The organism is Pseudomonas canadensis, from assembly GCF_000503215.1.
GTDB lineage: Bacteria > Pseudomonadota > Gammaproteobacteria > Pseudomonadales > Pseudomonadaceae > Aquipseudomonas > Aquipseudomonas canadensis.
In genome coordinates this window covers 109,107-121,781 of sequence record NZ_KI628540.1, presented here as the reverse complement: position 1 = coordinate 121,781, position 12,675 = coordinate 109,107, and the positions used below count along the sequence as shown (strand labels likewise).

Annotated in this window: 10 protein-coding genes and 1 pseudogene; 9 read left to right on the top strand and 2 right to left on the bottom strand. The window is 60.4% G+C overall.

Annotated elements, in window-relative coordinates:
* Positions 1-4: 4 nt before the first annotated feature.
* Positions 5-895 carry a LysR family transcriptional regulator gene (locus tag U367_RS0128525; RefSeq protein WP_028619605.1) on the bottom strand — a complete coding sequence of 297 codons (891 nt, stop codon included), beginning with the start codon at positions 893-895 and terminating at the stop codon, positions 5-7.
* A gap of 308 nt (positions 896-1,203) precedes the next feature.
* Here U367_RS0128525 and U367_RS0128520 point away from each other — a divergent pair, with 308 nt between their 5' ends.
* The 6 genes and pseudogenes from U367_RS0128520 to U367_RS0128495 all read left to right on the top strand — a co-directional run bounded on the left by U367_RS0128520 (position 1,204) and on the right by U367_RS0128495 (position 8,853).
* Entirely contained in the window at positions 1,204-2,850 is a 1,647-nt protein-coding gene (locus U367_RS0128520) for a GMC family oxidoreductase (RefSeq protein ID WP_028619604.1), read from the top strand.
* A gap of 65 nt (positions 2,851-2,915) precedes the next feature.
* The gene (locus U367_RS0128515) at positions 2,916-4,541 is read left to right on the top strand and encodes an MFS transporter (RefSeq protein WP_028619603.1); all 1,626 of its coding nucleotides are present in this window, start codon (positions 2,916-2,918) and stop codon (positions 4,539-4,541) included.
* A gap of 133 nt (positions 4,542-4,674) precedes the next feature.
* A pseudogene (locus tag U367_RS01000000130385) lies at positions 4,675-6,628 on the top strand (DNA topoisomerase III).
* A gap of 129 nt (positions 6,629-6,757) precedes the next feature.
* Positions 6,758-7,198: a CBS domain-containing protein gene (locus tag U367_RS0128505; protein WP_028619602.1), complete on the top strand. Its 441-nt coding sequence runs from the start codon at positions 6,758-6,760 to the stop codon at positions 7,196-7,198.
* Between the two features lie 8 nt (positions 7,199-7,206).
* A complete protein-coding gene (locus U367_RS0128500; protein ID WP_028619601.1) occupies positions 7,207-8,052 on the top strand; it encodes an NAD-dependent protein deacetylase in 846 nt (281 codons plus the stop codon).
* Positions 8,053-8,523: 471 nt separating this feature from the next.
* Positions 8,524-8,853, top strand: a complete 330-nt coding sequence (locus U367_RS0128495) for a hypothetical protein (RefSeq protein WP_016977362.1) — start codon at positions 8,524-8,526, stop codon at positions 8,851-8,853.
* A gap of 156 nt (positions 8,854-9,009) precedes the next feature.
* Here U367_RS0128495 and U367_RS0128490 read toward each other — a convergent pair whose 3' ends face one another.
* Complete coding sequence (locus tag U367_RS0128490; RefSeq protein WP_028619600.1) at positions 9,010-9,909, bottom strand: LysR family transcriptional regulator; 900 nt, start codon at positions 9,907-9,909, stop codon at positions 9,010-9,012.
* A 133-nt stretch (positions 9,910-10,042) separates the two neighbouring features.
* Here U367_RS0128490 and U367_RS0128485 point away from each other — a divergent pair, with 133 nt between their 5' ends.
* From U367_RS0128485 to U367_RS0128475, 3 genes are read left to right on the top strand one after another with little or no spacing between them, the layout of a single operon-like run.
* On the top strand, positions 10,043-10,741 hold the full coding sequence (locus U367_RS0128485; RefSeq protein ID WP_010211319.1) for a CoA transferase subunit A: 699 nt from the start codon (positions 10,043-10,045) through the stop codon (positions 10,739-10,741).
* Between the two features lie 35 nt (positions 10,742-10,776).
* Positions 10,777-11,436 carry a CoA transferase subunit B gene (locus U367_RS0128480; protein ID WP_003211625.1) on the top strand — a complete coding sequence of 220 codons (660 nt, stop codon included), beginning with the start codon at positions 10,777-10,779 and terminating at the stop codon, positions 11,434-11,436.
* A gap of 11 nt (positions 11,437-11,447) precedes the next feature.
* Positions 11,448-12,629 (top strand): acetyl-CoA C-acetyltransferase, encoded by a 1,182-nt coding sequence (locus tag U367_RS0128475; RefSeq protein WP_028619599.1) that lies wholly within the window; start codon positions 11,448-11,450, stop codon positions 12,627-12,629.
* Positions 12,630-12,675: the final 46 nt, after the last annotated feature.

Sequence of the window (12,675 nt, the reverse complement as noted above, 5' to 3'; positions counted from 1 at the left end):
GGCATCAGGCCTCGCCCAACAACAACCCCTGCTCCCGCGCGCACAACTCCACCACGTAATCCCACAACACCCGCAGCCGCACCGATTTGTGCAACTCCCGGCGCGAGCTGATCCAGTAACTGCGCTGGATCCCCTCCCCCGGCAGCAACGGCACCAGTTCCGGGTCGCCGGCCGCCATGAAGCACGGCAACACCGCGATCCCCAACCCGGAGCGCGCGGCTTGGTGCTGGGCAATCACGCTGGTGCTGTGGAACACCACCTTGGGGTTGCGGCAGAAGCTGCTGAGGAATTTGAGTTCCTGGCTGAACAGCAAGTCGTCCACGTAATCGATCCACGCGTGCGCGGCGAGGTCTTCGCGCTTTTCGATCGGTGGGTTGCGGTCCAGATAGGCACGGCTGGCGTAGAGGGCCAGGCGGTAGTCGGTGAGTTTGCGGGTGACCAGTTGATCGACGCTGGGGCGTTCGAGGTGGATGCTGATCTCCGCTTCGCGGTTGAGAATGCTGACAAAGCGTGGCACCGCCACCAATTCCACTTCCAGCCCGGGGTAGCGATCAAATAGCCCACCCATCCGACTGGCCAGGAACATCACGCCCAAGCCTTCGGCCACGCCGAGGCGGATCTTGCCCAAGGGCGCGGCGGAGTGGGTCAGTTCGTCTTCGGCCAACAGCGCGACGTTTTCCATGGCTTCGGCGTGCTTGAGCAGCGCTTCGCCGGCCGGCGTCAGTTCGTAGCCCTGGGCATGCTGCACGAACAGAGCGGTGCCAAGGCTTTTCTCGATCGCCTCGATATGCCGGGCCACGGTGGCATGCGTGGTTTTCAGACGTTGCGCGGCGGTGAGCAAGCGGCCGCTGCGCTGCAGCTCCAGAAAATACCGCAGGTCGTTCCAGTCGAACATGACGCCTCCCTCACTTGGACATAAATACTGTCTAAAGCTGTACCCGGTACCTGTGGTGAGCGAGCTTGCTCGCGCTGGGCTGCGCAGCAGCCCCAAAACCGGAAGCCTCGTTGCATCTGAAAAACCGCGTTTGCATGCAGGAGGGGCCGCTTCGCGCCCCAGCGCGAGCAAGCTCGCTCACTACATTGAGCAAAGCCCCAAGGGTCATGCTGTTTAAAAACGCACAGCAGCTGGGTAAAAACTAACATTTTTAAGACGAAAACTAACAACTAGGATGGAGCCAATAAGAAAAACAAGCGAGGCCTCAGATGCCCATTGCAACTGCTGAATACGATTACATCGTCGTAGGCGCCGGCCCCGCGGGCTGCCTACTGGCCAATCGACTGTCCGCCAACCCTGCCCACCGCGTGCTGCTGCTTGAAGCCGGCGGCCGTGACAACTACCCCTGGATCCACATTCCCGTCGGCTACCTGTTCTGCATCGGCAACCCACGCACCGACTGGTGTTTCAAGACCGAAGCCCAGGAAGGCCTGCAAGGCCGTGCGCTGAGTTACCCACGGGGCAAGGTGCTGGGCGGTTGCTCCTCCATCAACGGCATGATCTACATGCGCGGCCAGGCTCAGGATTACGACGGCTGGGCCGCAGAAGGCAATGCGGGTTGGGCCTGGAAAGACGTGCTGCCGCTGTTCAAGCAGAGTGAAAACCATTTTGCCGGCGGCTCGGAATTCCACAGCGATGGCGGTGAATGGCGCGTCGAACAGCAACGCCTGCACTGGCCGATCCTCGATGCCTTCCGTGATGCGGCCGCGCAAAGTGGTATTGCCAACATCAATGACTTCAACCAGGGCGACAATGAAGGCTGCGGCTACTTCCAGGTCAACCAGAAGGCCGGCGTGCGCTGGAATGCGGCCAAGGCGTTCCTCAAGCCGGTCCGTCAACGCCCCAACCTGACAGTATTGACCGAAGTGGAGGTCGACCGCGTACTGCTGGAAAACGGCCGCGCCTCCCAGGTAATCGGACGCCAGCAGGGCCAGCAACTGAGTTGGAAGGCACGCAAGGAGATCGTCCTGTGCGCCGGCTCCGTGGGGTCGCCAGGCATCTTGCAGCGTTCGGGAATCGGTCCATCCAGTGTGCTCAACCCCCTGGGCATCGACGTACTGCACGAACTGCCGGGCGTTGGTGGCAACTTGCAGGACCACCTGCAACTGCGGCTGATCTACAAACTGGAAAACGCCCGCACCCTCAACCAGATCGCCGGCACGCTATGGGGCAAGATGGGCATGGGCCTGCGCTACCTGTATGACCGCAGCGGCCCATTGTCGATGGCGCCCAGCCAGCTCGGCGCATTTGCCCGCTCGGGTCCGGAACAGACCTCGGCCAACCTCGAATACCACGTGCAGCCGCTGTCACTTGAGCGTTTCGGCGAACCGCTGCACGCATTCCCGGCGTTTACCGCATCGGTCTGCGACTTGCGCCCGCAAAGTCGCGGACGCATCGACATTCGCTCGGCCAACCCAGCGGATGCACCGCTGATCCGCCCCAATTACCTCAGCCATCCGGAAGATTTGCGGGTGGCCGCTGATGCGATCCGCCTGACACGCCGTATCGTCGCCGCCCCGGCGCTGAGCCAGTTCAAGCCAGTGGAATACCTGCCAGGCGATTCGCTGCAAACCGAAGACGAATTGCATGAAGCCGCCGCGCGTATCGGTACTACTATCTTTCATCCGGTTGGCACATGCCGCATGGGCAGCGATAAAGACGCGGTGGTGGATGCGCAACTGCGGGTGCATGGCGTGCCTGGCTTGCGCATTGCCGATGCATCGGTCATGCCGCGCATCACGTCCGGCAACACCTGTTCACCTACGCTGATGATCGCGGAGAAGGCCGCGCAGCTGATCCTTTCGCCGAATACAAGGAGTCTCGCCCCGGAGAAAGAACTGGTTCATGCAATCTGAATAGCGGCGCCAGACCTGGCGCCGACAGTGGAACAACAATAAATAATCACTGTGAGGGCTACCCGATGTCAGAACATGCTCAACCCCTGGGTTCGGCGGTCAACACCGTCATCACCCGCAACGACTCAAAGAAGGTCATCTTCGCCTCGTCCCTGGGGACGGTGTTCGAATGGTATGACTTCTTCCTCTACGGCGCCCTCGCGGCGGTGATCAGCAAGCAGTTCTTTGCTGGGGTCAACGACACCACGGCGTTCATCTTTGCCTTGATGGCCTTTGCGGCCGGCTTTGTGGTGCGACCGTTCGGCGCGCTGGTGTTTGGACGCTTGGGCGACATGATCGGGCGCAAATACACCTTCCTCGTCACTATCATCTTGATGGGCGTGGCGACTTTCTGTGTCGGGCTATTGCCGACCTACGCCAGCATCGGCATTGCGGCACCGATCATCCTGATCGTGCTGCGCATGCTGCAAGGCCTGGCGCTGGGCGGTGAATACGGCGGCGCAGCGACCTACGTGGCGGAACATGCGCCCGCCGGCAAACGCGGCTTCCACACCAGCTGGATTCAATCCACCGCGACCCTCGGCCTGCTGCTGTCACTGCTGGTGGTGCTGGCCTGCCGTTACTTCACCGGTGACCAGTTCGAAGTGTGGGGCTGGCGCATTCCGTTCCTGTTCTCCATCGTGCTGCTGGGTATTTCCACCTGGATTCGCATGAGCCTGCATGAGTCGCCGGCGTTCCTGAAAATGAAAGAGGAAGGCAAGTCCAGCAAGTCGCCGATCCGCGATTCGTTTGGTAAATGGGAAAACCTCAAGATCGTGCTTATCGCCCTGTTCAGCATCAACGGCGGCCAGGCGGTGACCTTCTACGCGGCGCAGTTCTATGTGCTGTTCTTCCTCACCCAGTTCCTGAAAATGGACCCGGCCCTGGCCAACATGCTGCTGATCATCAGCGTGGTGATCGGCGCGCCGTTCTTTATCTTCTTTGGCTGGCTGTCGGACAAGGTGGGCCGCAAGCCGGTGCTGATGCTCGGCCTGCTGCTGGCGACCGCGCTGTACTTCCCGATCTTCAAGAGCCTGGCGCACTACACCAACCCGGCGATGGACCAGGCCAGTCACCAGGCCCCGATCACCGTGCTGGCCGACCCGGCCACTTGCACCTTCCAGTTCGATCCGGTGGGCAAGGCCAAATTCGACAGCCCGTGCGACAAGGTCAAGACCTTCCTGGTCAAGCAGGGCCTGCCCTACAGCAGCGCCGCCGCACCGGCCGGCAGCCCGGTGCAGGTGAGCGTAGGTGACGTACGCATCGACGGGTTTGACGAAAAAGCCCTGCGTGGCGCCGTGACCCTGGCCGGTTACCCGTCTTCGGCGGATGTGGCGCAGGTCAACAAGACCATGGTGGTGGTGCTGATCGTGGCGCTGATCCTGATTGCCGCCATGTGCTATGGCCCCCTGGCTGCGTTGATGGTGGAGTTGTTCCCGACCCGCATCCGCTACACCTCGATGTCCCTGCCCTACCACATCGGTAACGGCTGGTTTGGCGGGTTCTTGCCGACCGTGTCGTTCGCGCTGGTGGTGTACACCGGCGATATCTTCTACGGCCTGTGGTATCCGGTGGTGGTGACCGGGGTGAGCCTGATCGTGGGGCTGTTCTGCCTGAAAGAAACACGGCACGTGGATATTGATAACAACTGACTGAAGGCGCCCCTTTCCCTTGCCGGACGGGGGCGCACACAAATTGCTGTATATCCATACACATAATAGTTGATCAAATCCCTTCTTTTGCCCATTCTGCTCTTCATTCAATAGCGTAACGAACGGGCTGAGCATGCGGCTGTACCTCTGTGAAAAACCCTCCCAGGCCAAAGATATCGCGGCCGTGCTCGGCGCCAGCCGCCGTGGCGACGGGTGCTGGCTGGGCAATGGGGTCACGGTCACCTGGTGCATCGGCCATCTGCTCGAAACCGCCCCACCCGACGCCTACGACGCCAAGTACAAACGCTGGGTGCTGGCCGACCTGCCCATCGTCCCGGAAAAATGGAAGATGCGCGTCAAGCCCAAGACCGCCAGCCAGTTCAAGGCGGTCAAGCGTTTGCTGGGAGAAGCCCAAGAACTGGTGATCGCCACCGACGCCGATCGCGAAGGCGAGATGATCGCCCGCGAGCTGGTGGAACATTGCCGCTATCGCGGGCCGATCCAGCGTCTGTGGCTGTCGGCCCTCGACGATGCCTCCATTCGCAAGGCCCTGGCGGCACTCAAGCCCGGCGCCGAGACCTTCAGCCTGTACCACTCGGCCCTGGGCCGTTCCCGCGCCGACTGGCTTATCGGCATGAACATGAGTCGTTTGTTTACCTTGTTGGGGCGCCAATCCGGTTACCAAGGCGTCTTGCCCGTGGGACGGGTGCAAACGCCGACCTTGCGCCTGGTGGTGGACCGCGACCGCAGCATTGCCGATTTTGTGCCGGTGGCGTACTGGGCGATCGATGTCGATCTGCGCCACGAACGCATGACGTTCACCGCCCAGTGGCGTGCGGCCGAGGATGCCTGTGATGACCAGGGCCGGTGCCTCAACCCGCAACTGGCACGAGACGCAGCCGATGCCATGGCCAATGCCGCCATCGCACGGCTGGTGAAACTGCGTACCGAGCGCATGCGCGAAGTCGCTCCCCTGCCCTTTGACCTGGGCACCCTGCAGGAAATCTGCTCGAAGAAACTGGGGCTCGGCGCGCAGGAAACCCTGGATATCGCCCAATCGCTGTATGAAACCCACAAAGCCATCACCTACCCGCGCAGCGATTGCGGCTACCTGCCACTGAGCCAGCACAGTGACGCGCCGAAGATTCTTGCTGCGCTGGGGCGCGCTGATGCAGCCGTAAACGAGCTGATGCCACATATCGACCCGCAACGCCGCTCACGGGCGTGGAACGATGCCAAGGTCAGCGCCCACCACGGCATCATCCCGACCGGCGCCGGCAAGGATGTCGGGCAACTCACCGGCAAGCACCGTGCGGTCTACACCTTGATTCGTGCACGCTACCTGGCGCAGTTCCTGCCCAACCATGAATACGACCGCACCCAGGCGGATTTCGACTGCGCGGGGCAAGCGTTGCGCACGGTGGGCAAAGTGGTGATCGACCCGGGCTGGAAACGCGCCTTGCCCGAAGCCTTGGTGCCAGCCAAAGGGCGTGAAGCGCCAGCCCCACAAGCGTTGCCGGCATTGGTACAGGACCAGGACTATGCCGTGGCCAAGGTCAACCTCAAGGACCTGTGGACCCAACCGCCCAAGCCCTTTACCGAAGGCGACCTGATCAAGGCGATGAAAAACGTCGCCAAGCTGGTGGAAGACCCGCTGCTCAAGCAAAAGCTCAAGGACACCACCGGCATCGGCACCGAAGCCACCCGCGCCGGCATCATCCAGGGCCTGTTGGACCGTGGCTACCTGGTGAAGAACGGTAAGGCGCTGTCGGCCACCCCGGCAGCGTTCAGCCTGATCGACGCCGTGCCTCGCGCTATCGCAGACCCCGGCACCACGGCAATCTGGGAGCAGGCGCTGGATATGGTGCAAAGCGGTGAAATGAGCCTGGAGGAATTCGTGGCCAAACAGGCGGCCTGGATGAGCAAGCAAGTGGCACGTTGCAATGGCATGCGCATGACCATCACCGGCCCGGCCAGCCCGGCAGGCAGGCCGAGGCGCCGCGCCGTGGAAAAAGAAACGCAAGAGCGCGCCACGCAAGACTGCAGCCAGCCCTAAACGGACGAAAAAGCCGACAACTGCGGGGTAAATCGCGAAAAAAACCGGCGAATGACGTTTTTCGACGGGTTTAACGCCGCTTTGGACCTTGCCGCCGCGCGGGCCGTCTAGGATTCTGTAAGGGGAGCCTGACTAACCAACAAAAACCGGAGTGGCCGCCATGAAAACCGTTGCAGAAGTGCTCAAAGCCAAGGACAAGAAAAACCAGGAAGTCCATGTCATCAAACACGACCACACCGTGTTTGAAGCACTGGTCAGGATGTCGGAGAAAAACGTCGGGGCCTTGCCGGTCGTCCAGGATGACGTGGTGGTAGGCATCATCAGCGAGCGTGATTACGCCCGCAAAATCATGCTCAAGGGGCTATCGTCGGTCACCACAAAGGTGCATGAGGTGATGAGCTCTCCGGTGATCACCGTCGACACCCATAAAAAGGTGGATGAGTGCATGAACATCATGACCGACAGTCACCTGCGCCACCTGCCGGTGGTCGAAGACGGCAAACTGTTGGGCCTGCTCTCCATCGGTGACTTGGTAAAAGAAGCCATTGCCGACCAGGCTGACCTGATCAAACAGCTGGAGCAGTACATCCGCGGCGAATAGGGGAACCCATGCTCGACATGCTGGAACATCAAGAGGACCACCTCGACACCCTGTACCGGGCCATGGCAGACCGGCGTTTTCTGGTGTTGACCGGTGCCGGGATCAGCACGTCGTCGGGCATTCCCGATTATCGCGACAGCGAAGGCGTGCGTCGGGGCAAGGCGCCAATGATGTACCAGGAATTCCTCGCCACCCCGCAAGCGCGGCGCCGTTATTGGGCGCGGGCGATGCTGGGGTGGCCAAGGGTCCGCATTGCACAACCGAACAAGGCGCACCTGGCCCTGGCGACGCTACAACAGCGCGAGCGCATCAGTGGGTTGATCACCCAGAACGTCGACACCCTGCATGATCAGGCCGGCAGCCATGACGTGATCGAACTGCACGGCAGCCTGCACCGGGTGCTGTGCCTGGATTGCCAATTGCGCAGCCAGCGTGACGCAATCCAGCGACAGATGGAAATCGACAACCCCTATTTGGCGCAGGTCCACGCGGTGCAGGCGCCGGATGGCGACACGTTGCTCGACCCTGCTTTGGAAGAACACTTCCAGGTCCCCCGCTGCCCCCATTGCGATGGCGAACGCTTGAAGCCGGATGTCGTGTTTTTTGGCGAGAACGTAGCGCCAGCAACAGCAGCCAGGGCGATGGCTGCGGTAGAGCATGCCGAGGGTTTGCTGGTGGTGGGCTCGTCGCTGATGGCTTATTCGGCGTTCCGCCTGTGCAAGGCCGTGGTCGAACAGGGCAAACCCGTCATTGCCATCAACTTGGGCAAGACCCGGGGGGATGATCTGTTACAGGTGAAGATCGAAGCTGAATGCGAGCGCTTGTTGCCCTTGCTGGCTGAGCGATTAGCCTGATATCCGCCTGACTTGCACCTCCAGAAAATGACGCCCAAGTCACGTTTTCCCGCATTCTCCCTTCACCACGGCGATTTATGTAGTGATCAAAAATAATCACTACATAACCGTTGACGTAACCTTTTTGTCCTTGCATTATCGAGACGTCTCCCGGATCGGGAGCGTTGGCAACAAGCGTTTTGAACAAGCTCGTCTGACCGCCGAGCTGTTTTTTCCGGATGTGCACTGCCCACAAGGCGGATTGATGAAGCTGACCGGCCCGCAGGGCTCGGTACAAGACGCTCAAATGCGGCTTGTCTTCGTTATGAAAGCATTGCGTAGCAGTTCATCAGCAAGACTACATGCATCAGGTTCAAGACCCTGCCCGTATTCGGCAGACAGTCGCCGACGCCCGGTTTTCGCAACCGGAGACAACTAAAGATGTTTTAACGAACTAACTGATAGATCGCCAACTGGTCAAGGGGCTTACACATGAATCTGAACAACCAACCAACTATCGATGAATTGGCTGAGATGTTCGCAGCGCAGAAAGACACACTCGACGACCATATCCTGTGGATTGGCAAATCGGGCGAAGTCCAAATCGACTGCCTGGCGCCCCACACCGAAGAAGCCGAGTTCGACCGCAATAACCGTGAATTGGCGGCGCGCCTGAAGATGTACCGTCGCGGCCAGGGTTATGTCGGCAAGAAAGCGGCGGCCGATCGCAACTTTATCGAGCAGGTCTTCCACACACTTAATACCGAATGGCAGAACCTCAAAGGCCAATCGCACGTTAAAGTGATTGATAGATACTGCTGATAAATACTAATTAGCTTATTAAGTCCGCTCGGTTAGCCGAGCGGGCTTTTTTATTGCCATTATTCTTTTTTATCGACGCAAATTTGCCGGCGACGCATTCCTTAGGACACCGCCGTGCCCAAGACCGCTATCGTCGGCAAGCCGGTTCCTACAGGGTCAACGTGGGAAGCGGCCTTTTGCCGCTTCATCCCGGAAAATATCAAACAATACTTGCGCCGCTGCCGAGAGCTCATGTCCTGGCTTGGTCAGCACACCAATCGGCCGTTCGATCACCGGATCGCTCAAGGTAATGCAATGGGCGCCCGCCTCCTCCATTTGCCGTGCGCACAACGCTGGCACCGCGCTGACACCCAAACCACTCGCGACCATCTTGCCCACTGTCGCCAGTTGATGGCTTTCCAGGGCGACCGGCAACTTCATCTGTAAAGCGCCCAAGTGTTCTTCCAGCATCACCCGTACCGTCGACGGCCGTTGCAACGTGATAAACGGCTGCTCCAGCAAGGTTATCCAATCGATTTCGGCGCAGGCAGCCAAGGGCGAATCACCCGGCACCACGGCGATGAAGCGATCGAGGTACAACGGCGTAAACGCCAGTGATGAGCCTTCAGCAGGCTCAAACGCCACGCCCAGCTCCACCTGCCGGTCGCGCACCATCTCCAGCACTTGCTCATTGATCAAGTCATGCACGGTCACATTCACCTGCGGGTAACGCGCGCGGAATATCTTCAGGATCGGTGGCAGCAAATTGCCCGCAAACGATGGCATCGCCGCGACCGTGACTCGCCCGCGTTGCAGGGTGAAACGCTGGCGCAGTTCGTCTTCGGCGTTGTCCCAGTCGGCAATCAGCCGGCGCGCCAGGGGCAGCAGGGATTCGCCCTCAGGCGTCAGGGCAACGTTGCGTGTATTGCGGCTGAACAGGCGCCCACCCAGGCCTTCCTCCAGCCCCTTTATGGTCAGGCTCAGCGCCGATTGGGAAAGGTGCAGGCGCTCGCAGGCGGCGGCAAAACTCAGGCTCTGGGCCACGGCGAGAAACGCGCGCATCTGTTTAACTGTCATGACGCTACTCCAAATGGCCGGGCGACTATGCTGTTTTTTAAATCAATCAACCTTAAAAAACAACTTAACAAATCAATCAGCCGGAGCAACACTCGACTCATTGGCTGGCCCACAAACAATAAAAGAGGTGCATATGGCAGGTTTCGATAAACGCGTGGCGTCCTACGAGGAAGCACTGGCAGGCCTGGAAGACGGCATGACCGTACTCTCCGGCGGTTTTGGCCTGTGCGGCATTCCGGAAAACCTCATCGCCGAGATCAAGCGCAAAGGCACCCGCGACCTGACCGTGGTTTCCAACAACTGTGGCGTCGACGGTTTCGGCCTGGGCGTGTTGCTGGAAGAAAAACAGATCAGCAAGGTAATCGCTTCCTACGTCGGTGAAAACGCCCTGTTCGAGAAGCAATTGCTCAGCGGCGAAATCGAAGTGGTGCTGACCCCTCAAGGCACCCTGGCCGAAAAAATGCGCGCTGGCGGCGCCGGCATCCCTGCGTTCTTCACCGCGACCGGCGTCGGCACCCCGGTGGCCGAAGGCAAGGAAACCCGCGAATTCAACGGTCGTCCGTACCTGATGGAAGAATCCATCACCGGCGACTTCGCCATCGTCAAAGGCTGGAAAGCCGACCACTTCGGCAACGTCATCTATCGCCACACCGCCCAGAACTTCAACCCGTTGGCCGCCACCGCCGGCAAGATTACCGTGGTCGAAGTGGAAGAAATCGTCGAACCGGGCGAGCTGGACCCGGCGCAGATCCACACCCCTGGCATCTACGTCGACCGGATCATCTGCGGCACGTTCGAGAAGCGCATCGAACAGCGCACCGTGCGCAAATAATCCGCCCCCAGCCCGAACAATAAGGACACATAAAAATGGCTCTTACCCGCGAACAAATGGCTCAACGCGTCGCCCGCGAAATGCAGGACGGCTTCTACGTCAACCTCGGCATCGGCATTCCGACCCTGGTGGCCAACTACATCCCCGAAGGCATGGAAGTGATGCTGCAATCGGAAAACGGCCTGCTGGGCATGGGCCCTTTTCCTACCGAAGAAACCATTGATGCCGACATGATCAACGCCGGCAAACAAACAGTCACCGCGCGCATCGGCGCGTCGATCTTCTCCTCCGCCGAGTCCTTCGCGATGATCCGTGGCGGCCACGTCGACCTCACCGTGCTTGGCGCGTTTGAGGTGGACGTACAAGGCAATATCGCCTCATGGATGATCCCCGGCAAGCTGGTCAAAGGCATGGGCGGCGCCATGGACCTGGTGGCCGGTGCGGAAAACATCATCGTGATCATGACCCACGCGTCCAAGGACGGTGAGTCCAAGTTGCTCAGCCAGTGCAGCCTGCCGCTGACCGGCGCCAACTGCATCAAGCGTGTATTGACCGACCTGGCCTACCTGGAAATCGAAAATGGCGCTTTTGTCCTCAAGGAACGCGCACCTGGCGTCAGCGTTGAGGAGATTGTGAGCAAGACCGCCGGTAAACTGATCGTCCCGGACCACGTTCCAGAAATGCACTTCCAGTGAGGACAGATTCCATGCAAGACGTCGTGATTGTTGCTGCCACCCGCACCGCCGTGGGCAGCTTCCAGGGTTCGCTGGCGAACATTCCGGCACCGGAACTGGGCGCTGCCGTGATCCGTCGCCTGTTGGAACAGACTGGCCTCGACCCGGCCCAAGTGGATGAAGTGATCCTCGGCCAGGTACTCACCGCAGGCAGCGGCCAAAACCCGGCGCGCCAGGCCTCGATCCTCGCCGGCCTGCCTCACGCGGTGCCCAGCCTGACCTTGAACAAGGTCTGCGGCTCCGGCCTCAAGGCCCTGCACCTGGGCGCCCAGGCCATCCGTTGCGGCGACGCCGAAGTGATCATCGCCGGCGGCATGGAAAACATGAGCCTGGCCCCGTATGTACTGCCCGCCGCACGCACCGGTTTGCGCATGGGCCACGCGAAGATGATCGACAGCATGATCACCGACGGTTTGTGGGATGCGTTCAACGACTACCATATGGGCATCACCGCCGAGAACCTGGTGGACAAGTACGGCATCAGCCGTGAAGCCCAGGACGCGTTCGCTGCGGCGTCTCAGCAAAAAGCCGCTGCTGCTATTGAAGCAGGCCGCTTTGTCGATGAGATCACCCCGATCCTGATTCCCCAGCGTAAAGGCGATCCAGTGCCCTTCGCCGTAGATGAACAGCCTCGCGCCGGCACCACTGCCGAGTCCCTGGCCAAACTGAAACCGGCGTTCAAGAAAGACGGCAGCGTCACCGCCGGCAACGCCTCCAGCCTCAACGACGGTGCCGCCGCCGTGCTGCTGATGAGCGCCGACAAGGCCAAGGCCCTTGGGCTGCCGGTACTGGCGCGTATTGCCAGCTACGCCAACGCGGGCGTCGACCCAGCCATCATGGGCATTGGCCCGGTCTCGGCCACCCGCCGCTGCCTGGACAAAGCCGGCTGGAGCCTGGGCGACCTGGACCTGATCGAAGCCAACGAAGCCTTCGCCGCACAATCCCTGGCGGTGGGCAAAGAGCTGGAATGGGATGCAGAGAAGGTCAACGTCAACGGCGGCGCCATCGCCATCGGCCACCCAATCGGCGCGTCAGGCTGCCGCGTGCTGGTGACGCTTCTGCATGAAATGATCAAGCGTGATGCCAAGAAAGGTTTGGCAACGCTGTGCATCGGTGGCGGCCAGGGTGTCGCGCTGACGCTCGAACGCAACTGATTCAAAGAGCAACACGGAAAAGGCCTGGTTCCACGAAAACCAGGCC